Here is a 25293-nt window from a genome sequence, read left to right as displayed (position 1 = left end):
GACGAGATGTCTCCCGAGCACACCCGACACCCCCGGCCCTCCAACGCGGAGCTCCTGCGGGCGCTCGGCCCTGGCGCAGCGGTCTTCCTCGGCGGCGTCGTGGCGTTCCTCGTGCTCCTCGACGCCGTGCGGGAGCGGGACGACCTCTGGGTGGTCGACCAGCCGATCCTCGAATGGTTGAGCGAGCACCGCAGCGACGCCGCGACGACCTTCCTCACCTGGGTGACGAATAGCTCCGGGCCCGTCGTGCTGCCGATACTCGTGGCCGTGGGGTGCATCGTGTGGTGGCGGTTGGCCGGTCAGTGGCGTGACCCGGTCCTGCTCGTCGGAGCGATGCTGCTGTCCACCGTGGTCTCCGTGTCGATCAAGGCCGTGGTGGCGCGCCCTCGTCCCGACGACGAGCACATGACGGTCCCCGGGGTGGAGTCGTCCTTCTCGTTCCCGTCCGGGCACACCATCGGCGCCGCCACGCTCGTGCTCGTCAGCGGCTACCTCATCTGGGAGCGTCACCGCACCGGGCTGCGGTTCACGATCTGGGCCCTGGCGAGCGTCGTCATCATCGGCCTCGTCGCCGGGAGCCGCCTCTACCTCGGTTACCACTTCGTCACCGACGTCCTGGCGGCGATCAGCCTCGCTGTCGCGGTCCTCGGGATCGTCGTGGCCTTCCACCGCTGGGCGCACCTGCTGCGGATGGGCGGGACGCAGGCTGAGGACAGCTCAGCGCACGACCTCGACGAGCATCGCCACGCCCAGCCCGCCACCGATTGAGGCGGCTGCGAGCCCACGTGTCCCGGCGGGAGCGCCCGCCCGGACGAGCCGCGTGAAGAGGCGGGTGAGGGACACCGCCCCGCTCGCCCCCCAGGGGTGACCGAGCGCGAGCGCGCCGCCGTCGGCGCACACGACCTCGCCGTCCCGGCCGAGCGGGTCGAGGCCGAGAGCGTCGGTGACGGCGAGGACCTGGGCGGCGAACGCCTCGACGATCTCGACGGCTGCGAGGTCCGTCACGTCTGTCTCACCGCGTGCGAGCACAGCGAGCGCCGCCGGCGCTGCCCCCCAACCAGGCAGCCGCGGGTCGCACCCGACGACGGATCCGGCCACGATGCGCAGCCCGGCGATGCCGGGCCGCCCGCGGACGACCGCGACGGCGGACGCCCCGTCGGACAGCGGGCTGGCGTTGCCGGCCGTGACGGTGCCCGGCGGGCCCGGGTCGCCCGGTGCGCTGAAGGCGGGGCGCAGTCGTGCGAGCAGCGCTGGGTCGAGGGGGCGCGCCCGCTCGTCGCGGTCGAGCGTCCCGACGCGCACGACCTCGTCGTCGAACGCGCCGCGCTCGTGCGCCGCCAGGGCGCGTGCATGGCTTCGCGCCGCATACATGTCCTGGCGCTCCCGGGTGACGCCGGACGTGGCCGCGAGGGCGTCCGCGGCGCGTCCCATGTCCGGGTCGTCCTCCGACGTCGGGGCGAAGGGGGCTCGGTCGTAGGGCTGCGGCCCGTCGTTGGCGCGTCCGGGAGCGTGCCCCGGCCGGTGGGACCGCAGGGGGGCTGTCGACGCGCTCTCCGTGCCTCCCGCCAGGCTGAGGGCGCTCTCACCGGTACGGACGGCCTGGGCTGCGGTGAGCACGGCCGCGAGGCCGCTCCCGCACTGCCTGTCGATGGTCATCCCGGGGACCTGTGGGCCCAGGCCGGCCGCGAGCGCCGAGACGCGGGCGACGTTCCCGCCGGGCCCCGTGCAGTTGCCGAGCACGACGTCGTCCGGGTGCTCGTGGACCCCGGTCGCGCGGGCGTCCTCGAGGGTGGCACGCAGGACGGGGGCCGCGAGCTCATGGGCCACGAGGTCCCGGTGGCCGCGCCCGGCGGTGCCGATGAAGGTGCGTCGCGCGGCGACGATCACCGCCTCATGACCGGACGCGGCCGACCGGGTCACAGCTCGGTGAGGATGCGCGGTCCCGACTCGGTGATCGCGACCGTGTGCTCCCAGTGCGCTGCGCGGGCGCCACGCACGGAGCGCAGCGTCCAGCCGTCGTCGTCGGGCCGGTAACCGCCTCGACCGTCAGCGATGAACATGGGCTCGATCGCGATGACGAGGCCCGGGGTGAGCTTCATGCCCTTGCCGCGGCGGCCCTCGTTGGGGATGAAGGGATCCATGTGCATCTCGGTGCCGATACCGTGACCCCCGTGGTCCTCGAGGATGCCCACGCGGGCCTTGCGGGCGATCTTCTGCACGGCGTGACCGATGTCGCCGAGCGTGTTGCCGGGCTGCGCCGCGGCGATGCCGGCCTCGAGCGCGAGGCGGGTCACCTCGACGAGCTCCTCGTCGCCAGGACGGGGGGTGCCGACGATGAAGGACCGGGCGGCGTCGCCGCACCAGCCGTCGAGGACGGCCCCGAAGTCGATGCTCAGGAGGTCGCCGTCGGCGAGTGCCTGGTCGGTCGGGACCCCGTGCACGATCGCGTCGTTGACGGATGCGCAGATGACGCCCGGGAACGGGGACGGCGCCCAGTCGGGGTGGTAGTCGAGGAACGGTGACGTCGCTCCCGCGTCGGCGAGCACGCGGGCGCCGACCGCGTCGATCTCGCGGAGCGTCACCCCGACGTCGGCGGCGTCCTCCATCGCGGCCAGGGCGCGGGCGACGACCCGGCCGGCCTCGCGCATCTTCTCGATCTGGGCGGGAGTCTTCTTCTCGATCACGCCTCCGAGCCTACGTCGGCCGCGCGCCCCGGTGGGAACGACGGGTGCTCGAGGGCGCTCAGCGGGAGAGGCGACGCAGCGGGAGCCCGGTCTGGTCGTCGCCCGGGCTCGCCGTGCTGGCGCGCCGGAGGAGGGCGGCCAGCTCGGACCGGGCGGGTTTGCCGGTCGGGGTCCGTGGGATGTCGCTCGTGGCGTACCAGCGTCGCGGGCGCTGGGCCGGGGAGAGCCGCTCTCGCGCACGGGCCTCGAGCATGTGCAGGGGGGCGTCGCCGACGACGACGGCGACGACGACCTCGCCCAGCACCCGGTGGGCCGCCCCGAGGACGACGACGTGGTCGACCCCCGGGCAGTCGCGCAGGGCTTCCTCGACGTCCTCGGCGACGACCGTGGCGGCGCCCGTCGTGATGGTCCCCGAGCCGCGTCCCCGCAGCACGAGGCGACCGTCGGGGGCGAGCGGTTCTGCGAGGTCCCCGACCGAGGCCCAGCCGTCCTCGAGGTGAAGTGGCCCGTCGGCGCCGGCGAGGTAGCCCGAGGCGAGCCAGGGGGAGCGGACCCACACCTCGCCCCGGGGGGCCCCGGCGCGGTCGTCGTGCTCGAGGGGTTGGCCGCGGGTGCCGCGAACCTCGATCTCGACCTCCGGGAACGGACGCAGGCCCGTGCCGTCGTCGTCGACGGCGACGAAGGACAGCTCGGTCGCGCCGTAGTAGGCGACGACCCGGACGTTGTGCGCCTCGGCTCGTCGGCGGGTGCCTGGTGCCAGCGCGGCTCCGCCGACCATCGCGGTCCTCGGCCGGGTCCGGGGGGCGCAGGGCGCTCCGGGGTGGGCCTCGTCAGGGGGAGTGCGGCCGACGTCTTCGCTCGCGTCGAGCAGCAGCGTGAGGTCGGCGGGCACGAGGTGCACGACGTCGCAGGTCGCCACGGCACGGAGGAATCCTGTGCGGCTCGTCGTGTGCCGGACCGTCGCCCCCGCCCAGAGTGCGTGCAGGGCACCGAAGCAGTAGAGCGACGTCGCCAACGGCCCGGGCACGAGGACCTGGGTGCCTGCGCCCGCACCCGTGAGCGCCGTCACCGCCGGGAAGGAACCGGTCCACGATCCGCGGGTGCGGACCACAGCACGTGGCCGCCCGGTGCTGCCCGAGGTGAAGCCGGCCCATCCGCGGTCCGTGGCGTGCACCTCGACCGGCTCGAACGGGACACCCTGGTCGTCCGGCACGGCGCCGAGATGCGGCACGGCGCCGAGAACGTGGCCGGGCCTCGTCGTGGTCAGGACCGCGCTCTGCTGGGTGCGAGTCCAGCCTGCGGGGCACAGGAGCGGGACACCGCCGAGGAGGTCGACGGCGAGGAGCGCGACGAGGTCGTCGACCACGCGTCCCGGGCCGTCGCCGGTGAGATCCACGGCGACGACGGCGTCGCGTCGCACCGGCCCGGTGGGCAGGAGTCCGGCGCCCAGGAGCGTGGCGAGGGCGGACGCCCGCCGGGCCAGCTCGGCGTACGTCAGGCTGGTGCCGTCCTCAGCGACGAGTGCGAGCTCGTCCGGCGTGGTCGCTGCGTGCGCGAGCACCGCACGTGCGACGGGCACGGGTCAGGCCCGGCGGCGCACGGCGTCGACACCGCGGTTCGCCAGCTCGTCGGCCTTCTCGTTGCCGACGTCCCCGGAGTGGCCCTTGACCCACTTCCACGTGATGGTGTGCCGCGCGACCTGGGCGTCGAGCGCCTGCCACAGGTCGACGTTCTTCACCGGCTTCTTGTCGCCGGTGCGCCACCCGTTGCGCTTCCAGCCGGCGATCCACTTCGACATGCCGTTCATCACGTACGTCGAGTCGACATGGAGGGTGACGCTGCACGGGCGGGTGAGTGCGCTCAGTCCTTCGATGACCGCCGTGAGCTCCATGCGGTTGTTCGTCGTGAGCTCCTCACCCCCGAAGAGCTCGCGCTCGTGGGCACCGGCACGCAGCCACGCACCCCAGCCTCCGGGCCCGGGGTTGCCCTTGCATGCTCCGTCGGTCCAGATCTCCACAACGGTGCCGTCGGTGTCGCTCGTCGTCATGGACACATCTTCCCAGGGGGTGAGAGGTGCCCCGAGCAGGACTCGAACCTGCAACCTACGGATTAGAAGGCCGTTGCTCTATCCATTGAGCTATCGAGGCGTGGACGGTGCGAGACCGTGCACAGCGAGGATACCGGCCGGACTGGGGCAGGCTCTTGCGGCGCGCGCGTTTGGTGCAGTCCTGGTCCCTTGCGAGAATGACGACCGTGACTATCACCAGCGGTCCCGGCGACCCCCAGCGCGGCGTAGCGCCCGGGCGTCACGCGTCGGGCAGCGTCGACGAGGTCGAACCGCACTTCACCGTCTTCGACGTCGTCACCGACCTGCGGCGTGACGTCGCCGCCCTGGAGTTCCCTCTCGACATCTCCGACGTCGACCAGGCACGGGCACAGCGGGACCGGCTGCTCGGCCAGCTCGACGACCACCTGCTGCCGCGGCTCAAGGAGCTGTCGTCGCCCGCCGTCGTCGTCATCGCCGGATCGACGGGCGCGGGCAAGTCGACCCTCATCAACTCCCTCCTGCGGCAGGAGATCTCGCGCGCGTCCGTCATCCGGCCGACGACGCGGGAGCCGGTCCTCGCCTACAACCCGCAGGACTACGAGGTCATCGCGGGGACGCCCCTCGAGACGACGATCCGCTCGGTCGCGAGCGCGGAGGTCCCGCGAGGCATCGCGCTGCTGGACGCCCCGGACCTCGACTCGGTGCTCGACGAGAACCGGGAGGTCGCCGCCCGCCTGCTCGAGGGAGCCGACCTCTGGCTCTTCGTCACGACCGCGGCGCGCTACGGCGACGCGCTGCCCTGGATGACCCTGCGGGGTGCGACCGAGCGTGGCGCGACCGTCGCCATGGTTCTCAACAGGGCGCCAGCGGCTTCCCTGACGACCGTGCGGGGTGACCTGCTGGAGCGGTTGCGCGAGCACGGCATGGACAACGTCCCGCTGTTCGTCGTGCCCGACGCGGGGCCGCACGAAGGGCTCCTCCCGGCCACGTCCGTCGCGCCGATCGGCCGGTGGCTGACGACGCTCGGAGGCACCGACCGCGCCCGGACCGTGATCTTGCGCACACTGCGTGGCTCGCTCGTCGCCCTGCCGCCGTGGGTCGAAGAGCTCACCGAGCACGTCGAGGCCCAGGTCCTCGCCGGGCAGCGCGTCGCCGCCGCTGCGCAGGCCGCGCTACCACCCGTCTCGCAGGCGGTCGGTGACGTCGTCCGGTCGGGTGCCCTGGCGCGCGGCGCGGTCGAAGCCCGGTGGTCCCAGCTCGTGCGACCGGCGCGTCTCGACAAGGCGATCTCCCGGTCCGGGCTCGCGCGTGGGTCGGCGCGGCGCGGCCGTGCCCGTGCCGAGGCGCTCGCGCCCCTCGTGACGGCGGTGCGCGCGGCAGCCGTCGCTGCGGTGGCCGCCGCCCTCGACGACGCGCGGACGGCGCTGGTCGACGCGCTCGTCGGGGTGCAGGGGGGCGTGACCGTCCTGCCGCCGGTGCCGTCGGCGGCGACCGCGGAGGCGCGGTGCGAGCGGGTGGTGGACGCATGGCTCGCTGCGGCTCGGGCCCGGATCGACGCGCTCGATCTCGGGACGAAGCAGGTCGCGGCAGCGATGCGTGCCTTCGGTGCCGACGGGTTGCACGCGCTCCTCGTCGCTGCTGCCGTCGGGCACGACGATGCGGAGGCGCTCGTAGGTCGTCTCCTGGGGAACGCGGGGCGCGACCTCGTGGCGCCGACGACCGAGGACCTCGCCGCTGCCGCCGCTACGCTGGTCGACGAGGAGATCCTCCCGGTGCGGACAGCCCTCGCGGTCCGAGCCCTCGCGGACGACGCCGCCGTCGGACTGCGGGTGCGTCTCGCGGAGCTCTCCCAGCTCACATGACCGTCCGACCCCAGGAGCAGCCCGTGCCACAGACCGAGCCGACACCGCCGCAGGGCCCGACGGGACCGGACGGTGCGCGGTATGCGGCCCACGTCGCCCACCTCCGTCACGCGCTCGAGGTCGCTGGCGGGAGGCTCGACCCCCAGGTCGCGGCGCACGCCCTCGCTGTCCTCGCAGGAGCAGACGAGCGACTCGCCCTCGGAGTGGACCACACGGTCGTCGCCCTCGCCGGCGGTACCGGCTCGGGCAAGTCCAGCACCTTCAACGCGCTCTCGCGCCTGAGCTTCGCGGACGTCGGCGTCCGGCGTCCGACGACCGCACGTGTGACGGCGTGCGCGTGGAGCGACGACGCCGGGCCGCTCCTCGACTGGCTGGAGGTCGACCCTGAGCGGCGCATCATCCGCGGCAGCGAGCTCGACGCGCAGGAAGAGCAGCCCCTCACCGGGCTGATCCTCCTCGACCTGCCGGACCACGACTCCGTGAAGTCCGCCCACCGCGACATCGTGGACCGGATCCTGCCCCTCGTCGACCTGCTCATCTGGGTCGTCGACCCCCAGAAGTACGCCGACGAGGCCCTGCACGCCGGGTACCTGCGCGGGCTCGCCGGGGCAGAGGCGTCGATGATCGTCGTGCTCAACCAGATCGACACGGTCCCGGAGTCGGGCCGTCCCGCGCTCGTCGCGGACGTCGCCCGCCTGCTGGAGGCGGACGGGCTCGTCGGCGTGGACGTCCGGACGATCTCCGCGCAGACGGGGGAGGGTGTTGCCGAGCTCCGCGAGACGCTGCGCGCGGCCGTGGCGCGCAGGAGTGTCGCGGCCGGTCGCCTCGCGGACGAGCTCGACCGCGAGGGCCGGCGGATCGCCGAGGAGGTGCCGGCGACCACGGTCACGGACGCCCGCCCCCTCCTGGCTGGCGAGGTCGACCGCCTGGCTGCCGTGGCGGGCGTCGCGGCCGTCGTCGACGACGTCCGGGGCGCTGTGCGCTTCGGCGGCACCCGGCAGTCCGCCGCGCCGACGTTCCGCGCGCCGCAGGAGTCTGCGGTGCGCGTCCTGCGCAGCCGGTGGGTGAGCCGGGTGACGGAGGGCATGCGGCCGGCCTGGGCCGAGTCGGTCGATGCGGCCGTGCCCGGGCACCCACAGCTGTCGGCGGCGGTCGTGGCCGCGCTCGGAGAGGTTCCGGTCGATCTCACCGGGTCGCCCGGAGCCCGGCGCGCAGGAGTTCTCGGGTGGGTGCTCGGCGGGATCGCCCTCGTTGCCGGCCTCGTGGCGCTCCTCATGGGCGTCGGCGTCATCGACGTCGCCTCCGGGGCTCTCCTCGGCACGGCTGTCCTCGCGGTGCTCGCCGCTGCGGGCGCGGTGACCGCCCTCGTCGTCGCCACCCGTCTGCGTGCCGCGCTGGCGGACCGGCGCGCCCAGGAGCTGCGGGCCGCGGCCTTCGACGCGCTGTCCTCGGTCGCGACGCGGATGCTCGTCGAACCGGCCCAGACGGTGCTCGACGAGCATGCGGACGTCCGCCGGTCAGCGCTGTCGGCGCGTGAGACGTCCCCCACAGGGATCCCTGCCGAGGTCTGATCCACACGCCGCGTGCCGGTCCGGCGCGTGCGAGCGTCGCCACCTCCACTGTTGCCTGCACCGGGACGGCACGCGGTCGTCCCCTCGTCGCAGGAGGACCCATGAGCACGGACACCAAGGTCACCGTCGCGGGCTGGGTCGGCACCCAGCCCAAGCACTTCGTCTCCGACGCAGGCACGGACTTCACGAGCTTCCGGCTCGCGAGCACCAAGAGGTACTTCAACCGGGCGGAGGACCGCTGGGTCGACGGCCCGACGACATGGTTCACCGTCAAGGCGTGGCGCACTCTCGCGGTGAACGTCGCCGAGTCGCTGCGCAAGTCTGACCCGGTCGTCGTGCACGGGGCCCTCACGAGCGACGAGTGGATGTCGCCCGACGGACCACGGACGTCCTTCGTCATCGAGGCTGACGCGCTCGGCCCGGACCTCGCGCGCGGGCAGGCGACGTTCCGGCACACCGTCCACACGAAGGTCGCAGGCGCAGCGGAAGGGCTCCGGCCCGGGACCGCGGACGGCGTCGACGCGGCGCCGGCGCCCGAGGACGACGACCCGTGGGCGTCGGCGCCCCCGGCGGAACCCACGCTGCCCGACGACGACGCGGCGGACGTGAGCAGGGCCGAGGCCCCCGTCCCCGAGCTCCAGTCGAGCTGAGCCGGCGGGCGGGACCTGCGGACCTCCGCCCGTGGGGCCGGGGGGACCGCGTAGGCTGGGGGGTCGAGCAACCCGTCCGAGGTCCGCCCCTGCGCACGACGCGGGGGGGACCCCGGCGGGCCGACCCTGACCCAGGCGGCGAGCACGCCGCGCAATCAATCCTGAGGCGGACAGAGAGCCAGTGGCTGAGTTCATCTACTCCATGTACAAGACGCGCAAGGCGCACGGTGACAAGGTCATCCTCGATGACGTCACCCTGAACTTCCTCCCCGGAGCGAAGATCGGCGTCGTCGGCCCCAACGGTGCCGGGAAGTCGACGATCCTCAAGATCATGGCGGGCCTCGAGCAGCCGTCCAACGGCGAGGCCCGGCTCTCGCCGGGGTACTCCGTGGGCATCCTCCTGCAGGAGCCGCCCCTCAACGAGGAGAAGACCGTCCTCGGCAACGTCGAGGAGGCGGTCGCCGAGATCAAGGGCAAGCTCGACCGGTTCAACGAGATCTCGGCGCTCATGGCCGAGCCCGACGCGGACTTCGACACCCTCCTGGCGGAGATGGGCGAGCTCCAGGAAGCCCTCGACCACGCCGACGCCTGGGACCTCGACGCACAGCTCGAGCAGGCGATGGACGCGCTGCGCTGCCCGCCGCCGGACGCGGACGTGTCCGTGCTCTCGGGTGGTGAGCGCCGCCGTGTCGCCCTCTGCAAGCTCCTCCTGCAGAAGCCCGACCTCCTGCTCCTCGACGAGCCCACCAACCACCTCGACGCCGAGTCGGTCCTCTGGCTCGAGCAGCACCTGTCCTCCTACGCGGGCGCCATCCTCGCCGTCACTCACGACCGGTACTTCCTCGACCACGTCGCGGAATGGATCTGCGAGGTCGACCGCGGACGCCTGTACCCGTACGAGGGCAACTACTCCACGTACCTCGAGAAGAAGGGCGAGCGCCTCAAGGTCCAGGGCAAGAAGGACCAGAAGCTCGCCAAGCGCCTCGCGGACGAGCTCGAGTGGGTCCGGATGAACGCCAAGGGCCGCCAGACGAAGTCGAAGGCCCGCCTGGCGCGCTACGAGGAGATGGCGGCGGAGGCCGACCGCACCCGCAAGCTCGACTTCGAAGAGATCCAGATCCCGCCGGGCCCGCGCCTGGGCAGCATCGTCATCGAGGCGAAGGACCTCAACAAGGGCTTCGACGGACGCACCCTCATCGACGGTCTGTCCTTCACCCTCCCGCGCAACGGGATCGTCGGTGTCATCGGGCCGAACGGTGTCGGTAAGACCACCCTGTTCAAGACCATCGTCGGCATGGAGCCGCTCGACGGCGGCGAGCTCAAGATCGGTGAGACGGTCTCGATCTCCTACGTCGACCAGTCGCGCGGCGGTATCGACCCGAAGAAGACCCTGTGGGAGGTCGTCTCCGACGGGCTCGACTACATCAAGGTCGGCAACGTCGAGATGCCCTCGCGTGCGTACGTCGCGGCGTTCGGCTTCAAGGGACCCGACCAGCAGAAGGCGGCAGGCGTGCTCTCCGGTGGTGAGCGCAACCGCCTCAACCTCGCGCTCACCCTCAAGCAGGGTGGAAACCTCCTGCTCCTCGACGAGCCCACCAACGACCTCGACGTCGAGACGCTCGGGTCGCTGGAGAACGCGCTGCTCGAGTTCCCGGGTTGCGCCGTCGTGGTCTCCCACGACCGGTGGTTCCTCGACCGGGTGGCGACCCACATCCTCGCCTACGAGGGTACGGAGGAGAACCCCGCGAGCTGGTACTGGTTCGAGGGCAACTTCGCGTCGTACGAGGAGAACAAGGTGGCCCGGCTCGGGCCCGACGCGGCGCGTCCCACACGAGTCACGCACCGCAAGCTCACCCGCGACTGACGCCCCTGGGCCGGTGGGCTCCGCGGTTATCGGGCAGACTGCACACATGTCCGACCCAGACCGCGGAACCACCGGCCCCGGCGAGCAGGACGGGGCCTCAGGGTTCGCTGCGCTCGCCGACGCCCTCGCCGTGCTGCGTAGCGAGGTCGCTTCCTTGGAGCTGCCTCTCGAGACCGTCACGGCCCCCGCGGCGCGCCGGGAGCGCGCGCACGCCCTGGCGCAGCTCGACGACTACCTCCTGCCGCGCCTCCAGTCCACCGCTGCGCCGCTCCTCGTCGTCGTAGGGGGCTCGACGGGAGCCGGCAAGTCGACGCTCGTGAACTCGGTCCTCGGCCAGCACGTGACGACGCCCGGCGCCCTGCGTCCCACGACACGCTCCCCGGTGCTCGTCCACCACCCGCTCGACACCCCGTGGTTCGTCACGGACCGCATATTCCCGCACCTCCCACGCGAGGACGGTGGCTCGAGCGGGCCGGCCCTCCGGCTCGTCCCGACCGATGCCGTGCCCCAGGGGCTCGCGTTGCTCGACGCTCCTGATCTCGACTCGGTCGTCGTCGGCAACAGGGAGCTCGCCGCACAGCTTCTCGCCGCGGCGGACCTGTGGTTGTTCGTCACCACGGCCGCGCGGTACGCCGATGCCGTCCCGTGGGAGATGCTCAAGGAGGGGGCGGCGCGCCGCGCCCAGGTCGCCATCGTCATCGACCGGGTCGATCCCGGTGCGGAGGTGGTCCGCGACCACCTCCGACAGATGCTCGCCGACCACGGCCTGGGCGACGCGCCCGTGTTCCTCGTGCCCGAGTCCCCGCTCGTGGACGGCATGCTGCCGCGTGACGCAGTCGCCCCGATCTCCCGCTGGCTCACCGCTGTGAGCGGGGACGACGCGGCGCGTGACGCCATCATCACCGCGACCCGGGACGGTGTGATCGACGATCTCGCGGGTCGGGCCATGACCCTCGCGGACGCAGCAGACTCCCAGCGCGCCGCCAACGCGCACCTGCGCCAGCTCGTCGACACCGCGTATGCGCGCGCTGGCCGGGACGTCGCGGACGCCACGTCGGACGGGTCGCTCCTGCGCGGCGAGGTGCTCTCGAGGTGGCAGGACTTCGTCGGGACGGGCGACTTCATGCGTGGCGTGGAGGAGCGCATCGCGATGCTGCGGGACCGGGTCGCCGGGTTCTTCCGGGGTCGTGCTGCGGCGCCTCGCGTCAACGCAGCCATCAGTACGAGCCTCGAGGCCATCATCTTCGACGCCGCCGACCGCGCTGCCGAGCGCACCTACGCGGACTGGCACCGCGACCCAGCCGGGTCGGTGCTGCTCGACAGCCTCGAGCTGTCCCGAGCATCCACCGACCTGCGTGCAGACCTGGCTACCGAGATCCGGGCCTGGCAGGCCGACGTCCTCACGCTCGTGAGCGAGCGCGGGGCGGACAAGCGCGGACGTGCACGGGTGCTGGCCATCGGTGTGAACGGTCTCGGCGCGGCCCTCATGGTCGTCGTGTTCGCCCAGACCGGCGGACTCACGGGTGCGGAGGTGGGCATCGCCGGCGGGTCGGCCCTCCTCGCCCAGCGCCTTCTCGAGGCGGTGTTCGGCGACGAGGCGGTGCGGTCCCTGGCGCGCGCCGCCGAGGAGAGCCTCGCAGCCCGCGTCGACGCGCTGCTCGGGACGGAGGCGGCGAGATTCACCGACCGGTTGGACACGGCGGGTGCCGGGCGGTCGAGCGGGGCACCGTTGCGCCTGGCCGCCCAGGGGGTGCAGACCGCGTCCGCGGCCGAGCGTGCCGGGCGGGCAGCCAGGCCCGCACTGCACGCCACGCGCGTCCCGCTGGACTCTCCGCCGTACGCGTCGGACGGTGACCCACGCCTGGGGCGGTTGCGCGGGGCAGAGCTCGACGTCGTCGACGACCCCTACCGGCGCCCCGCGCCCGCGCGCACCGGTCGAGGTGGGCTGCTCGGGCGGATCCTCAACCGCACCCCCCGGACGGAGCAGACGTGAAGCGGTTCCGTGAGGCCGCTCGGTGGCGCGGCCGCGGAGAAGACCTGCGTCGCCGCGTGGCGGCGCTCGAGATCGCGCTCGACTCCGGACGCGGCTGGTTGAGCACCTCCACGCTCGACCGGGGCACCCAGGCCGTGCACCACGCGCGGGCGCGCGCCGCCCAGTCCGTCGACCACACGGTCGTCGCGCTCGCCGGTTCCACCGGGTCCGGCAAGTCGACGCTCCTCAACGCGCTCGCAGGCAAGGAGATCGCCGAGCCGGGGGTGCAACGACCCACGACGTCACGCGCGCTCGCTGCGGTGTGGGACGTCGAAGATCCGTCGACGTCCGGTGCCGGTGCTCTCCTCGACTGGCTCGAGGTGAGCCGGCGCACGTTCCTCGACGGGCACGAGGACCACAGCGGTCTCGTGCTCCTCGACCTCCCGGACCACGACTCGGTCGTCGTCGAGCACCGTGTGCGGGCGGAGCGGCTCGTCGAGCGCGCGGACCTGCTCGTGTGGGTCGTAGACCCCCAGAAGTACGCAGACGCGGCACTGCACGAGCGCTACCTCGTGCCGCTCGCCGGTCACGCGGACGTCGTCGTCGTCGTGCTCAACCAGATCGACCGGCTCTCCCCGGCCGACCAGGAGCAGTGTCTCGCCGACCTGCGACGCCTCGTCGTCCAGGACGGACTGGCCGCCGCACCCGTGCTCGGTGTCTCGGCGCTCACCGGCCAGGGCATGGGTGAGCTGAGAGAGCTCCTCACCCAGGCGGCGGCGAAGCGGGCCGCGTCGGCGGAACGACTCGTCGCGGATGTGCGCGCTGCGGCCGCGGCCATCGCGGAGGAGACCGGCAACAGCGCACGGGCCGGGACGTCCGCGGACGCGCGGGACCGCCTCCTCGAAGGACTCGAGGAGGCCGCGCGCGTCGACGTGGTCGTCGACGCCGTCCGTGGTTCCTCGCTCCTGCGTGCCCATGCCGCCACCGGGTGGCCGCTCACCCGGTGGGCAGGGCGTTTCCGCGCCGATCCGCTGCGCCGACTCAACCTCCATCGGCGCGCGGCCGCGACAGAGCTCACACGCACCTCCTTGCCCGCACCCGACGCGGCCATGGCGGCCCGGTGCCAGACAGCAGTGCGCAGCTACGTCGACGCGGCCTCCGCGGGTGCCCCCGCCCGCTGGGTCCTGCGCACCCGCGACGCCGTCCGGTACGACGGCCTGCCGGACGCGCTCGACCAGGCCGTCGCCCGCACCGAGCTGGACGGCGCCAGCCGTCCCGCCTGGTGGCGCGTCGTCTCGGTCGTCCAGTGGGTGTTCTTCGGGCTCTTCCTCGCGGGGCTCGCGTGGCTCGGTGCGCTCGCCGTGCTCGCCTTCACACAGATCCCCGTGCCGAACTCGCCCGACATCGAGGGTTTCCCGATCCCGACGCTGCTCGCTGTCGGCGGGGTCGTCCTCGGTGTCGTCACAGCGCTGCTGTCCCGCGTCTTCGCGTTGGTCGGCGCCTCTCGGGCCGCCCGTCGGGCGGCCCGTCGCCTGCGGACCCAGATCGAGATGGTCGCGGTGGAGAACGTCGTCGGGCCGGTGGAGAAGCACCGGCGGCTGCTCGACGAGTGCCGTGCCGCAGCAGCCATCGCGGGACGCTGACCGTACGCCCCCGCACGGGTGCTTGACTGAGCCCCATGACCCGACTCCACGTCCCTGTCCACCTGCGCTGGTCCGACCTCGACGCCTACGGGCACGTCAACAACGTCGAGATGCTCCGGCTGCTCGAGGAGGCGCGCATCACCGTGTTCTGGCGCCAGCCCGGCGCCGGTGCCCCGTGGCCGACGGCCGTGCTCGACTCGGGCCCCGACGCGACGTCGCACACCCTCGTCGCCCGCCAGGAGATCGAGTACCTGCGACCGGTGGCCTTCACGCGGGAGGCGCTGCGCATCGAGCTGTGGATCGGGCGGATCGGCGGAGCGAGCCTCGAGGTCTGCTACGAGGTGCACGACGACGCGTCGGGAGTGGGGGAGCGGACCGGCCCGGGGACGGGCGCGACCCCGTGCGCACGAGCGACGACGACCATCGTCGTCATCGATGCGGCCACCGGTGCGCCCCGCCGTCTGACGGTCACCGAGCGGGAGGCGTGGTCGCCGTTCGTGGAGGAGCCTGTGGCGTTCCGACGCCGCTGAGCCGGTTGCGCGTTCCGACGCCGCTGAGCCTGTTGCGCGTTCCGACGCCGCTGAGCCTGTTGCGCGTTCCGACGGCGCTGGGCCGGTGGACGTTCAGGTGCGCCTGAGCGAGTGACGTCTGCTCCCGGGCGTCAGCCGAGGAGCTCGAGGACCGCGCGCTCCGCGTCCTGCGGCGAGCACCCGGGCGGGATCGTCCGTCCGCGTTCCCAGAGGTCGAACAGGCGGGCGTCGATGTACGACGCGCGGCACACGGCCGGGGTGTTCCCCAGCTCGTCCGCGACACCGCGCACGACGCCCGCGACGACCGAGCGGCGAGCGCGGTCCGACCGCGGCGCTGGCCCGGCCTCCGCGAGACCCCGTGAGGCGAGCACGGTCGCGTGCCACGTCCGGAAGTCCTTCGGCGTGGCGTCGGCCCCGAGCATCTCCTTGACGAACGCCGAGAGGTCCGCCGAGGTGATCTCCCGCCAGGTCGCCGGACGCGCCCGTTCGCGCCACGCCAGCAGCCGGTCCCCGCCGCGCCGCGCGAGCAGGGCCCGGACCCCCGCGTGGAGGTCGGGATCCTCGACGGTCACGTCGCGCACCTTCCCGGACTTGGCGGGGAAGCAGAAGTGCAGCGAGCCGTCGCGGCGTGCCTGGACATGCTCCTTGCGCATCGTCGCAAGACCGTAGCTCTCGTTCTGGGCGGCATAGACCTCCCCACCCAGCCGGAAGTACCCGACGTCGAGCATCCGGAAGGCGAGGGCAAGTGTTCTCTCACGGGGCATGCCCTCGAGAGCGAGCCACTCGGCGACCCGCTCCCGTGCGGCGGGCAGCCGGGCGCCGACCTCGAGCACGTGATCGTGCTTGGCACGGTCACGGCGGGCACGCCACTGCGGGTGGTAGAGGTACTGACCCCGTCCCGCCTCGTCGTGCCCGAACGCCTGGATGTGGCCGTGCTCCCACGGGGAGATCCACACGTCCTTCCAGGCCGGCGGGATGGCCAGTGCCGTGCACCGCTCGATGACGACGGGGTCGGTGATCCGTCGCCCGTCGGCGTCCACGTACGTGAAGCCGCGGCCGGCCGTGCGGCGGGAGAGGCCCGGGCGGGAGACCGAGACGCGACGAAGTCGGGGCATGAGGAGAGTCTGAGGGGTCCCGGACCAGCACGCGCGTCAGGGGACCCGGATCATGCCCTCCTGAGCGATGCTCGCCACGAGCGTCCCGGAGCGGGAGAACACGCGCGCCGAGGTGAGGCCGCGTCCACCCTGGGCAGAGGACGAGGACTGCACGTAGAGCAGCCAGTCGTCGACGTGCACCTCCCGGTGCCACCACATCGCGTGGTCGAGGCTCGCGATGCTCAGGCCGGGGGTCATCCAGCTGTGCCCCCCGCGCCGCAGGACGGGCTCGAGGAGCACCTGGTCGCAGGCGTAGGCGAGCAGGGCACGGTGCACGAGCTGGCCGCCCGGGACCGGTCCCTTGGAGCGCATCCACACGCACTGCCGGTCGGTCTGCTCCTGGGCGGGCCCGAGGTAGAGGGACCCGTCGACGTGCCGGATGTCGAAGGCTGACTGCCGGGACCAGAACTCGGCGACCGGGTGGTCGATCCCGCCGAGCTCGTCCTGGACGGAGCGCACCTCCTCCGGGCCGGGGACCTCCGGCATGCTGGAGGAGTGCTCGATGCCGTCCTGCTCCTCCTGGAACGAGGCGATCATCGACAGGATCGGCTTGCCGCCCTGGTAGGCGTGGGTGCGCCGGGCGCTGAAGGAGCGCCCGTCCCGCAGGCGCTCCACCGCGAAGTCGACGGGCTGGCGGACGTCGCCTGCGCGCAGGAAGTACCCGTGGAGCGAGTGCGGCAGCCGGCCCCGGTCCACGGTGGCTCCGGCCGCGAGGAGCGACTGCGCGAGAACCTGCCCCCCGTAGACCCGTCCGTTCGGCTGGTGCATGCTCGAGCCCGAGTAGACGTCCTCGCCGGTCTCGGCACCGTGGTACTCGAGCTCGAGGACGTTCAGCAGGTGGGCCAGGGGATCCAGCTCGACGGAGTCCGGGGCTGCCGGGAGGTCGTCCGGAGCGCGCGGGCCACGGTCGTCGGGGGTGTGCGGCGGGGTCGTCGGGGCGCTCATGGGCCTCCTACTCGTCGAACGTGTTGATGAGCGAGTGCGCGGCGCGCTCGAGGTAGTCCCACAGCATCGCCTCGTGCAGCGGCGCGAGGTGCAGGCTCGTCACCGCTGCGCGCATGTGCGCGAGCCAGCGGTCGCGGGCGTCCGGGTTGACCTTGTAGGGGGCGTGCCGCATGCGCAGGCGGGGGTGACCCCGTTCCTGCGAGTAGGTGGTCGGTCCGCCCCAGTACTGCTCGAGGAACCCGGTGAGTCGCACCTTCGCGGGCGCGAGGTCGGCCTCGGGGTACATCGGGGCGAGGACGGGGTCGCTCGCGACACCGTCGTAGAAGGCGTCGACGAGGGCGACGAAGGTCTCGTGGCCACCGATCTGCTCGAAGAACGACGGCGGGGGGACGGGCTCGTGTGTCACGCGTCCACTATCCCAGAGCCAGAGCCAGAGCCAGAGCCAGAGCCAGAGCCAGAGCCAGAGCCAGAGCCAGAGCCAGAGCCAGAGCCGGAGGCGGGTGCGGGTGCGTGCGGAGCGGTCGTGCTGGCGCGCACGACGAGGGTCGCCGCGAGGTCGATGCGGGTCGTGGGGGGACGCTCCCCGCGGGCGAGGCGCAGGACGAGGCGGGTCGCGTGGTCCGCCATCTCGATGAGGGGCTGGCGCACGGTCGTCAGGGGCGGGTTGATCCAGGCCGCCACCGGCAGGTCGTCGTACCCCACCACGGAGACGTCCTGCGGCACGCGCAGACCCAGCTCTGTCGCCGCGTGGTAGAGCCCGAGCGCCTGCAGATCGCTGCCCGCGAAGACGGCGGTGGGTCGGTCGGGCAGGGAGAGCAGCTCGAGCCCCTGCTCGTGGCCGCTGTCCACGCCGAAGTCGCCCTGCCGGACAAGGGTCTCGTCGAACCCGATGCCGGCCTCCTCCATCGCGGACCGGTAACCGTCGATCCTCGCCCGTGAGCACCACACGCTCGCCGGTCCGCCGATGACGCCGATGCGCCGGTGCCCGAGGTCGAGGAGGTGCCGGGTCGCTGCGAGCCCTCCGTTCCAGTTGGCGGAGCCGACGGACGGGACGTCGATCGTCGGTTCACCGGAGGGGTCGACGATGACGCTGGGGATGTTCCGGGTCTCGAGCTGGCGCCGCTGGGACGGGTCGAGGTCCGCGAAGACCATGACGACACCGTCGGGCTTGCGGGCCAGCACGCCGTCGAGCCATTCCTGGCGCGGTGTGCGGGCACCGCCGCACTCGGCGAGCACGACGGCGAGGCGTTCCTCCCGGGCGACCCGTTCGACCCCCCGGATGATCTCGACGGCCCAGGGGCTGCCGAGCTCGTGGAACACGAGGTCGATCGTGCGCATCCCTCCCGCGGTCGCTGGTGAGCTCACGGCGCGGCGGCGTCGGTACTGGTGCTTGTCGATGAGTGCCTCGACCCGGGCACGCGTGGCCGGGGAGACGTCGGCCCTGCCGTTGAGGACCTTCGACACGGTCGGGACCGAGACCCCGGCTGCCTCGGCGATCTTCGAGATCGTCATCGGCGTGGACTCCACGGTCGCTCCACTCGGTTCTCGTCGAAGCGGAACCGGATCCGGGTCCGCGGGCCCGGTCGACGGCGCAACTGTGTGCGTCGGCGTGCGTCGGTGCCCGTCATCCGGTCGGTGTGATCCTACGCGGGGTGGTACGCATCGCCGCGCCACCTGTCCACCGTGCGATCGTGGTGACATGACGACGAACGAGCCGGAGCAGCACCGTGCACACGCCGACGGGGCCGACCCGCAGGAGCCGACCCCCACGGACGTCCTTTCGACCCCGTTGGCCCCGCAGGCGGGGCTCCGACGCACCGCGCACTGGGTCGTGGCGCTCGAAGGGTGCTTCCTCGTCGCCGCGCTGCCCATGATCGTCGCCCTCGCGCTGCTCGCCGACGACCGACCGAACGGCATCCTGCTGGCGATCGGAGCGTTCTCGCTCGGACCGGCCCTCTCCGCTGCTCTGCACTGTGTCCGCAGGAGCCTGCGCGACGGTGCGTCCCGTCCGGTCGAGGAGTTCCTACGGGGGTACCGGCTCAACGCGACGAGCACGGCAGTGCACTGGATCCCTGCCGTGATCGTGGTGGCGCTCCTGCTCGGAGATGTCCGCGACGTCAGCCTGGGGGGCCCGGTGGGGGACGTCGCGCTCCGCATCGCCCTGCCGTTCCTCGCGCTCGTCATGCTCCTGTGGCTCGTGAACATGCTCGCGATCAGCACGGCGTTCACGTTCCGCCAGCGTGACCTCGTCAGGCTCGCCCTCTACTTCGTCGGGGCGTCTCCGCGCACGACGATGGTCAACCTGCTCATCGTCTTCACCGCGGCGTTCCTGCTGGCGGTCACGTCCGGATGGGTCGTGCTGCTCCTCGCCCCGCTGGCCGTCACGGCGGTCGCGTGGAACACCCGGGGGATGCTGCGGGAGATCGAGCTGCGCTTCACCGACCGGGCCGGGCCCGGAGCTCCCAGCGCGGTCGTCTGAGGCACGCTCCCGGCTGCCGACCGGTCAGAGGCCGAGCCCCGCGAGCATCGGCAGCCGCGCGCGCACCTGCGCCCGCGCTCCCGCGGCCGTCTCGGCGGCGAGCGCGACCTGCGCCACCTCCCGGCAGCTGTCCCGGTCCACGACGGACAGGACAGCCCCGACGTCGGCCAGCGCCCGGGGCGTCATGGACAGCGATGTCGCTCCCAGGCCCACGAGGACGACGGCGAGCACCGGGTTCGAGGCCGCCTCACCGCACACCCCGACCGGCCGACCCTGTGCGGCGCCACCCCGGCACGCCGCGTCGATGAGCTGGAGCACGGCGGGCTGCCACGGGTCGGAGAGCTCGGCCAGCGACCCGAGCAGCCGGTCAGCGGCCATGGCGTACTGGGTGAGGTCGTTCGTTCCGACCGACGCGAAGCTCGCCCGGGCGAGGATCGGCCCGGCGAGGAGCGCGGCGCTCGGGACCTCGATCATCACGCCCGCCGTATCGAGACCGTGGGAGGCGCACGCCGCCACGAAGTCCTCCGTCTCCGGGACGGTCGAGACCATCGGTGCCATGACCCAGACGTCTGCCTCCGTCGTGCGCGCGGCCAGCGCGATGGCGCGCAGCTGATCGTCGAGGAGCCCGGGGAACCGTGCGGCGGTGCGCAGCCCTCGGACGCCCAGGGCCGGATTCTGCTCGTGCTCGGCACGGAGGAACGGCAAGGGCTTGTCGGCACCGGAGTCGAGGGTGCGGATGACCACCTTGCGGCGCGGGAAGGCGGAGAACACGGTCCGGTAGGCCTCGACCTGCTCCTCCACGGTCGGCGGTTCCTCGCGGTCGAGGAAGCAGAACTCCGACCGGAAGAGCCCGACGCCCTCCGCGCCGGCCAGTGCGGCCCCGCGCGCCTCGCCCGGATCACCCACGTTCGCGAGCAGGAGCACCCGGTGCCCGTCGCGCGTGCGCCCCGGGCCCCGGAAGGTCCGGTGCCGTGCGGTGAGCGTCGACGCCGCTCTCAGCCGCTCGGGGTCGGGGTCGACGACGACCACGCCCGTGGCGCCGTCGACGAGCACCAGGGCGCCCTCCTCGAGGCTCGCGCTGGCACCCCGCGCCCCGACGACAGCAGGGATGCCCTTCGCGTTGGCCACGATCGCGGTGTGCGACGTCGGGCCGGCGCCGTCGGTGACGATGGCGAGGATCTGCCGCGGATCGAGCGATGCGGTCAGGGACGGAGCGAGGTCGACCGCGACGAGCACGTACGGCGAGTCGCACACAGGCAGCCCGGGCCGCGGGCGGCCGGTGAGCTCGGCGATGAGTCGGTCCCTGATGTCCAGCACGTCGTCGACGCGTTCGGCGAGGTACCCGCCCAGGGCACGGAACTGCGCGGTCACCTCCGCGGCCGCCTCCCAGACCGCTCGCTCCGGGACGAGGTGGTCCTCCACGACCCGGCGCTGGGCGTCGGCGACGAGCGTCGGGTCCCCGGCGATGGCGGCGGTGGCCCGCAGGACGTCGCTCGTGTCGCCGACGGCGCGCGCTGCAGCTGCTTCGAGCTCCGCAGTGACGCGCTTACTCGCCGCGGCGATCTCCTGGGCGCGCGCCTCGTGGTCCTCGCGCGGCGGGAGCCGCAGCCCGGGCGGGGGCTCGGCGATCGGCGCGGGCAGGTGGACGACCCGTCCGGCCACGACACCTGGACAGACTCCGATCCCGGCAACCGTCCGGGGAGCTGGGGTGTTCATCGACGAACCTCCTCATCAGCGCGCTCTGAGGGGAGTCTCGCAGTTTTTCCGAGCGAGGGCGACTACCCTAGGCAAGAGCCACAGATCCACAGAGCAACCACAGGAGTTCGGGCATGAGCAAGGCACAGCAGATTCTGGAAGCACTCGGAGGGCAGGCCAACGTCGTCGACTGCGAGCCCTGCATCACGCGGCTGCGCATCGAGGTCACGGACCCGGAGCTCGTCGACGAGCCCGGTCTCAAGGCGACCGGAGCGTTCGGGGTCGTCCGCTCGGGGCGCGTCGTCCAGGTCATCGTCGGTCCCGAGGCGGACAGCCTCGCAGCCGAGCTCGACGGCCTGCGCTGACGCACGCCGTTCCGATGGCCCTCGTCGTCATCGCGCCGCTGGCCGGTCGCGTCGTCGCACTGTCGGAGGTGCCTGACCCCGTCTTCGCCGAGGAGATGGTCGGGCCCGGCGTCGCGGTCGAGCCGCGGCACGAGGCCAGGGCCGCCTCCGGCCTCACGGTGGTCGCCCCCGTCGCCGGTGTCGTCGGGTCGCTGTTCCCGCACGCCTTCGCGATCGAGACGCCCGACGGCCCGGCGGTGCTCGTGCACCTGGGCATCGACACGGTCACCCTCGACGGCGAGGGTTTCGAGCTGCACGTGAGCGCGGGGGACGTCGTGGCCGCCGGTCAGGTCCTCATCACGTGGCGCCCGTCGGAGGTGGCGGCGCGCGGCCTCTCGACCGTCTGTCCGGTCGTCGCCCTCCAGGCAGGTCCCGGCGAGCTGACGCTCCTCGCACGGACGGGCGAGGAGGTCAGCGCGGGAGATCCTCTGCTGAGCTGGTTGACGCGGGCGGCGCAGGACTGACCGGTCCCACCGGAGCTGCCGGGGACGCGGCCGGGGCGGGTGCTCGTTGCGGAGCGGTTCGCTCGCTGCTCGCCGGTGCTGCGGGAGCGGCCGGGGTCGTGCGCTGCTGGTCGCTGACGATCACGGTCGGCTGCTGGGTCGTCGCCAGCGGGATGCCAGCCGCGTCGAGCTCCGTCCACACCGCCTCGCGCATCGCGCGAGCCACCTCCCACTGCATCGCAGGGTCGGTCCTCGCCTGCAGCTTCATGAGCACGGACGTGGCCGTGAGCGTCTCGATCCCGATGACCTCCGGGTCCTCCTGGAAGTACCGACCGAGCACCGCGTCGTCCTGGACGGTCCGGCCGGCTCGGGTGAGCCGACGCCGCGCCTCGTCGAAGTCCGCGTCGGGTCGCAGCTGCACCTCGACGATCGCGCGCGCCCACCCCTGGGTCTTGTTGCCGACGCTGACGATCTCCCCGTTCCGCACGTACCAGAGCGTGCCGTTGCCGTCGCGGACCTTCGTGACGCGCAGGGCCACCGCCTCGACGGTCCCGGACACCTCGCCGAACGTCACGGTGTCCCCGACCCCGTACTGGTCCTCGAGCAGCATGAACGTGCCCGAGAGGAAGTCCTTGACGAGGCTCTGCGCGCCGAAGCCGAGCGCGACGCCTGCCACGCCCGCGGATGCCAGCAACGGCATGATGTTCACGCCCACCTCGTCGAGCATCATGAGCACGACGATGGCGCCCACGACGATCGTCGTGGTCGAGCGCAGGACGGACCCGATCGTCCGGGCGCGCTGTGCCCGACGAGCGGAGGCGAGCGGGTTGGCGCGCAGCAGCGCGGCGCCGACGTCCGTGCCGCCGAGGTCTCGCAGGCCCCGCCGGTTCATGAGGCTGCCGTCCGCGATGTGCTCCACGGCGGTCCTGATGACCCGCCGCAGGGAGACCAGGACGATCGCTCCGACGAGCGCGATGAGCACGAGGTGCAGCGGGGTGCCCAGCAGCCAGTCGATCCACGAGTCGAGGCTCTTGGGGTCGAACGACGAGGAGGTGATGTCCGTGTGCAGCATGCTCGAAGGCTATACATCGTCGACGACATCGCCCGCAGGCCAGCGTCTCGCGACGACCGTCGAGCACGGGTGACGCGTCGCCTCCCGGCTGCCCCGGTCCGTTGTCTCTGGCAGGATTCACCCGTGGCCCACGACAACGCGAACCCCCCTTCCGACGCCCTCCTCCAGCTCGCTCACGCATACGGCATCACGACGGAGCACCACGGTTTCCACGGCGAGACGCAGAAGGTCTCCGCGAGCACGCTCGTCGGTGTCCTGCGCGCGATGGGCGTGGACGCATCGAACCCGGAGCGCGTGGACGTGGCGCTGGCGAACGCCGAGGACGCGCCCTGGCGACGGATGCTCCCGCCGACCATCGTCGTGCGTCAGGGGCACGCCGCCCGGGTCCCGGTGCACGTCACGGACGGAGCGCCGGTCGAGGTGCTCGTCGAGCTCGAGTCGCATGGTGGCACCGTCGCCCTCGAGCAGCTCGACGTCTACACGCCTCCGCGCACCGTCGACGGCCGGGCGATCGGTCGGGCGACGTTCGAGCTGCCCGCCGACCTCCCGCTGGGCTGGCACGAGGTGTTCGCACGGACACCCGACGGACAGGCGCGCGCCACGCTCGCCGTCACCCCGGACCGCCTCGAGGGGCCCGAGCCCACGGCGGAGCGTGCTCCGTGGGGACTCATGACACAGCTCTACTCGGTCCGGTCCCACCAGTCATGGGGGGTGGGCGACTTCGCAGACCTGGCCGACCTCGGCTGGATGGCCGGCCGGTCGCTCGGCGCCGACTTCCTGCTCATCAACCCGGTCGCCGCGGCGGAGCCCACGCCGCCGATGACGCCGTCGCCGTACCTCCCGGTGAGCCGACGTTTCATCAACCCCATCTATCTCCGGGTCGAGGACATCCGCGAGACGGCCTACCTCTCGGCTGCCGACCGGTCGCTCGTGGAGTGGTCGGCGGACGCCGTCCGTGGCATGAGCGAGGACGCAGGGCCCATCGACCGGGATGCGGCGTGGGACGCGAAGAAGGCCGCCCTCAAGGTCGTCTACCAGGCGCCCCGGTCCGCGGCACGCGAGACGTCCTTCCGCGAGTTCCGCCAGTCCCAGGGGCGTGGGCTCGAGGACTTCGCAGCGTGGTGCGCTCTCACGGACCATCTCGCGGGCACCGAGTGGCCCGAGGAGCTGCAGGACGTGTCGAGCGCCGCCGTCGCCGCGATGCGGGAGCAGCTGGCCGCGGAGATCGACTTCTACTGCTGGCTCCAGTGGGTCGCGGACCTCCAGCTCGAGCAGGCGCAGCGCGCCGCGCTCGAGGGCGGCATGTCCATCGGGATCATGCACGACCTGGCCGTCGGCGTGCACCCGTCCGGCTCGGACGCCTGGGCGCTGGGTCCGGTCCTTGCCCAGGGGATCGGTGTCGGGGCTCCGCCGGACATGTACAACCAGCAGGGGCAGAACTGGTCGCAGCCGCCGTGGCAGCCTCTCGAGCTGGAACGCACCGGGTACGCCGCGTTCCGGGAGCTCCTGCGCACGATCTTCCGCCACGCGGGTGCCCTGCGCATCGACCACGTCATCGGTCTCTTCCGCCTCTGGTGGATCCCGGAGGGGAACTCCGCCGACCAGGGTGCCTACGTGCGTTACGACCACGACGCCCTCATCGGCATCCTGTGTCTCGAGGCGCACCGGGCCGGCGCGCTCGTCATCGGCGAGGACCTGGGCCTGTTCGAGCCATGGGTCCGTGACTATCTCACCGAGCGCGGCATCCTCGGCACCTCGGTGCTGTGGTTCGAGAAGGACGGGAACGGGCGTCCCATCCCGCCGGAGGACTTCCGGGCGCTGACGCTCGCCACGGTGACGACCCACGACCTGCCGCCGAGCGCTGGCTACCTCGCGGGGGAGCACGTCGAGATCCGCGAGCGACTGGGCCTGCTCACGGAGCCGGTGCAGAAGGTGCGTCAGGAGGCCCGGCAGGAACGTGACCAGATGGTCCTCGCGCTGGCGACGCGTGGTCTCATCGGCGACGACCCGTCCGAACGAGAGCTCGTCGAGGGCCTGCACCGCTACATCAAGGAGTCGCCGTCCGTGCTGCTCGGCGTCTCGCTGGCCGACTGCGTCGGGGAGCGACGTGCGCAGAACCAACCGGGCACGGACCAGGAGTACCCCAACTGGAAGGTGCCCCTCGGGGACTCGGCGGGGAACGTCGTCATGCTCGAGAACCTGCTCGAGAACGCGCGTCTGCGGTCCCTCGCGCGCGTGATGAACGCCCGACCGGGCGCCGAGACGGACTGACGGGGTC

Annotated in this window: 22 protein-coding genes and 1 tRNA gene; 12 read left to right on the top strand and 11 right to left on the bottom strand. The window is 72.7% G+C overall.

Translation table 11 applies throughout. The annotated features are described in order from the left end of the window. Positions 1 to 6: 6 nt before the first annotated feature. On the top strand, positions 7 to 768 hold the full coding sequence (locus tag AC54T1_RS08720) for a phosphatase PAP2 family protein (protein WP_484345177.1): 762 nt from the start codon (positions 7 to 9) through the stop codon (positions 766 to 768). On the opposite strand, the gene AC54T1_RS08715 is transcribed toward AC54T1_RS08720, so the two are convergent. From AC54T1_RS08715 to AC54T1_RS08695, 5 genes are all read right to left on the bottom strand, one after another. Then, on the bottom strand, positions 718 to 1920 hold the full coding sequence (locus AC54T1_RS08715; RefSeq protein ID WP_496911696.1) for a thiolase family protein: 1203 nt from the start codon (positions 1918 to 1920) through the stop codon (positions 718 to 720). The genes AC54T1_RS08720 and AC54T1_RS08715 overlap by 51 nt on opposite strands. Then, complete coding sequence (gene map, locus AC54T1_RS08710; protein ID WP_496911695.1) at positions 1917 to 2684, bottom strand: type I methionyl aminopeptidase; 768 nt, start codon at positions 2682 to 2684, stop codon at positions 1917 to 1919. Before map ends, AC54T1_RS08715 begins: the two co-directional genes overlap by 4 nt. 58 nt (positions 2685 to 2742) lie before the next feature. Next, positions 2743 to 4263 carry an AMP-binding protein gene (locus AC54T1_RS08705; RefSeq protein WP_496911694.1) on the bottom strand — a complete coding sequence of 507 codons (1521 nt, stop codon included), beginning with the start codon at positions 4261 to 4263 and terminating at the stop codon, positions 2743 to 2745. Between the two features lie 3 nt (positions 4264 to 4266). Further along, the gene (gene rnhA, locus AC54T1_RS08700) at positions 4267 to 4731 is read right to left on the bottom strand and encodes a ribonuclease HI (protein WP_484345181.1); all 465 of its coding nucleotides are present in this window, start codon (positions 4729 to 4731) and stop codon (positions 4267 to 4269) included. A 27-nt stretch (positions 4732 to 4758) separates the two neighbouring features. Beyond that, a tRNA-Arg gene (locus tag AC54T1_RS08695) sits at positions 4759 to 4831 on the bottom strand. 97 nt (positions 4832 to 4928) lie between these two features. On the opposite strand from AC54T1_RS08695, the gene AC54T1_RS08690 reads away from it, so the two are divergent. The 7 genes from AC54T1_RS08690 to AC54T1_RS08660 all read left to right on the top strand — a co-directional run bounded on the left by AC54T1_RS08690 (position 4929) and on the right by AC54T1_RS08660 (position 14823). Then, entirely contained in the window at positions 4929 to 6593 is a 1665-nt protein-coding gene (locus tag AC54T1_RS08690; RefSeq protein ID WP_496911693.1) for a GTPase, read from the top strand. 23 nt (positions 6594 to 6616) lie between these two features. Next, positions 6617 to 8164: a GTPase gene (locus tag AC54T1_RS08685; RefSeq protein WP_484345183.1), complete on the top strand. Its 1548-nt coding sequence runs from the start codon at positions 6617 to 6619 to the stop codon at positions 8162 to 8164. Positions 8165 to 8265: 101 nt separating this feature from the next. Beyond that, positions 8266 to 8814 carry a single-stranded DNA-binding protein gene (locus AC54T1_RS08680; RefSeq protein WP_496911692.1) on the top strand — a complete coding sequence of 183 codons (549 nt, stop codon included), beginning with the start codon at positions 8266 to 8268 and terminating at the stop codon, positions 8812 to 8814. Positions 8815 to 8995: 181 nt separating this feature from the next. Then, positions 8996 to 10678, top strand: coding sequence for an energy-dependent translational throttle protein EttA (gene ettA / locus AC54T1_RS08675; RefSeq protein ID WP_484345185.1), 1683 nt, complete (start codon positions 8996 to 8998; stop codon positions 10676 to 10678). Positions 10679 to 10724: 46 nt separating this feature from the next. After that, positions 10725 to 12671, top strand: coding sequence for an ABC transporter (locus AC54T1_RS08670; protein WP_496911691.1), 1947 nt, complete (start codon positions 10725 to 10727; stop codon positions 12669 to 12671). After that, positions 12668 to 14293: a GTPase gene (locus tag AC54T1_RS08665; RefSeq protein WP_496911690.1), complete on the top strand. Its 1626-nt coding sequence runs from the start codon at positions 12668 to 12670 to the stop codon at positions 14291 to 14293. Before AC54T1_RS08670 ends, AC54T1_RS08665 begins: the two co-directional genes overlap by 4 nt. 35 nt (positions 14294 to 14328) lie before the next feature. After that, entirely contained in the window at positions 14329 to 14823 is a 495-nt protein-coding gene (locus tag AC54T1_RS08660) for an acyl-CoA thioesterase (protein ID WP_496911689.1), read from the top strand. 131 nt (positions 14824 to 14954) lie between these two features. Here AC54T1_RS08660 and AC54T1_RS08655 read toward each other — a convergent pair whose 3' ends face one another. Genes AC54T1_RS08655 through AC54T1_RS08640 form a run of 4 tightly spaced genes read right to left on the bottom strand, consistent with a single transcriptional unit; the run spans position 14955 to position 18434 of the window. Further along, positions 14955 to 15938, bottom strand: a complete 984-nt coding sequence (locus tag AC54T1_RS08655) for a DNA topoisomerase IB (protein ID WP_496911688.1) — start codon at positions 15936 to 15938, stop codon at positions 14955 to 14957. Between the two features lie 36 nt (positions 15939 to 15974). Further along, positions 15975 to 16922, bottom strand: a complete 948-nt coding sequence (locus tag AC54T1_RS08650; RefSeq protein WP_484345190.1) for an acyl-CoA thioesterase — start codon at positions 16920 to 16922, stop codon at positions 15975 to 15977. Positions 16923 to 16929: 7 nt separating this feature from the next. Beyond that, positions 16930 to 17328: a globin gene (locus AC54T1_RS08645; protein ID WP_496911687.1), complete on the bottom strand. Its 399-nt coding sequence runs from the start codon at positions 17326 to 17328 to the stop codon at positions 16930 to 16932. After that, a complete protein-coding gene (locus AC54T1_RS08640) occupies positions 17325 to 18434 on the bottom strand; it encodes a LacI family DNA-binding transcriptional regulator (protein ID WP_496911686.1) in 1110 nt (369 codons plus the stop codon). Before AC54T1_RS08640 ends, AC54T1_RS08645 begins: the two co-directional genes overlap by 4 nt. A gap of 187 nt (positions 18435 to 18621) precedes the next feature. Between AC54T1_RS08640 and AC54T1_RS08635 the strand changes: the two genes are divergently transcribed. Beyond that, a complete protein-coding gene (locus AC54T1_RS08635) occupies positions 18622 to 19401 on the top strand; it encodes a hypothetical protein (RefSeq protein WP_496911685.1) in 780 nt (259 codons plus the stop codon). 24 nt (positions 19402 to 19425) lie between these two features. On the opposite strand, the gene ptsP is transcribed toward AC54T1_RS08635, so the two are convergent. Further along, complete coding sequence (ptsP, locus tag AC54T1_RS08630) at positions 19426 to 21117, bottom strand: phosphoenolpyruvate--protein phosphotransferase (RefSeq protein ID WP_496911684.1); 1692 nt, start codon at positions 21115 to 21117, stop codon at positions 19426 to 19428. Between the two features lie 113 nt (positions 21118 to 21230). Between ptsP and AC54T1_RS08625 the strand changes: the two genes are divergently transcribed. Then, positions 21231 to 21461 carry a PTS sugar transporter subunit IIB gene (locus AC54T1_RS08625; RefSeq protein WP_484345195.1) on the top strand — a complete coding sequence of 77 codons (231 nt, stop codon included), beginning with the start codon at positions 21231 to 21233 and terminating at the stop codon, positions 21459 to 21461. 14 nt (positions 21462 to 21475) lie between these two features. After that, the gene (locus tag AC54T1_RS08620) at positions 21476 to 21964 is read left to right on the top strand and encodes a PTS sugar transporter subunit IIA (RefSeq protein WP_496911683.1); all 489 of its coding nucleotides are present in this window, start codon (positions 21476 to 21478) and stop codon (positions 21962 to 21964) included. Here AC54T1_RS08620 and AC54T1_RS08615 read toward each other — a convergent pair. After that, on the bottom strand, positions 21912 to 23015 hold the full coding sequence (locus AC54T1_RS08615; RefSeq protein ID WP_484345197.1) for a mechanosensitive ion channel family protein: 1104 nt from the start codon (positions 23013 to 23015) through the stop codon (positions 21912 to 21914). The genes AC54T1_RS08620 and AC54T1_RS08615 overlap by 53 nt on opposite strands. 123 nt (positions 23016 to 23138) lie before the next feature. Here AC54T1_RS08615 and malQ point away from each other — a divergent pair, with 123 nt between their 5' ends. Beyond that, the gene (malQ, locus tag AC54T1_RS08610; protein WP_496911682.1) at positions 23139 to 25286 is read left to right on the top strand and encodes a 4-alpha-glucanotransferase; all 2148 of its coding nucleotides are present in this window, start codon (positions 23139 to 23141) and stop codon (positions 25284 to 25286) included. Positions 25287 to 25293 lie beyond the last annotated feature (7 nt).

Source organism: Sanguibacter sp. Z41_6 (assembly GCF_059621145.1).
The sequence above is the reverse complement of the archived record's forward strand: the minus strand, read 5'-3'. Positions and strand labels throughout refer to the sequence as shown.

What these genes read in the sequence shown, in the direction of transcription:
- AC54T1_RS08720 (WP_484345177.1), top strand. Translation starts at nt 7, where the DNA reads ATGTCTCCCGAGCACACCCGACACCCCCGGCCCTCCAACGCGGAGCTC.
- rnhA (WP_484345181.1), bottom strand. Translation starts at nt 4,731, where the DNA reads ATGACGACGAGCGACACCGACGGCACCGTTGTGGAGATCTGGACCGAC.
- AC54T1_RS08690 (WP_496911693.1), top strand. Translation starts at nt 4,929, where the DNA reads ATGACGACCGTGACTATCACCAGCGGTCCCGGCGACCCCCAGCGCGGC.
- AC54T1_RS08680 (WP_496911692.1), top strand. Translation starts at nt 8,266, where the DNA reads ATGAGCACGGACACCAAGGTCACCGTCGCGGGCTGGGTCGGCACCCAG.
- AC54T1_RS08670 (WP_496911691.1), top strand. Translation starts at nt 10,725, where the DNA reads ATGTCCGACCCAGACCGCGGAACCACCGGCCCCGGCGAGCAGGACGGG.
- AC54T1_RS08660 (WP_496911689.1), top strand. Translation starts at nt 14,329, where the DNA reads ATGACCCGACTCCACGTCCCTGTCCACCTGCGCTGGTCCGACCTCGAC.
- AC54T1_RS08655 (WP_496911688.1), bottom strand. Translation starts at nt 15,938, where the DNA reads ATGCCCCGACTTCGTCGCGTCTCGGTCTCCCGCCCGGGCCTCTCCCGC.
- AC54T1_RS08650 (WP_484345190.1), bottom strand. Translation starts at nt 16,922, where the DNA reads ATGAGCGCCCCGACGACCCCGCCGCACACCCCCGACGACCGTGGCCCG.
- AC54T1_RS08640 (WP_496911686.1), bottom strand. Translation starts at nt 18,434, where the DNA reads ATGACGATCTCGAAGATCGCCGAGGCAGCCGGGGTCTCGGTCCCGACC.
- AC54T1_RS08635 (WP_496911685.1), top strand. Translation starts at nt 18,622, where the DNA reads ATGACGACGAACGAGCCGGAGCAGCACCGTGCACACGCCGACGGGGCC.
- ptsP (WP_496911684.1), bottom strand. Translation starts at nt 21,117, where the DNA reads ATGAACACCCCAGCTCCCCGGACGGTTGCCGGGATCGGAGTCTGTCCA.
- AC54T1_RS08625 (WP_484345195.1), top strand. Translation starts at nt 21,231, where the DNA reads ATGAGCAAGGCACAGCAGATTCTGGAAGCACTCGGAGGGCAGGCCAAC.
- AC54T1_RS08620 (WP_496911683.1), top strand. Translation starts at nt 21,476, where the DNA reads ATGGCCCTCGTCGTCATCGCGCCGCTGGCCGGTCGCGTCGTCGCACTG.
- AC54T1_RS08615 (WP_484345197.1), bottom strand. Translation starts at nt 23,015, where the DNA reads ATGCTGCACACGGACATCACCTCCTCGTCGTTCGACCCCAAGAGCCTC.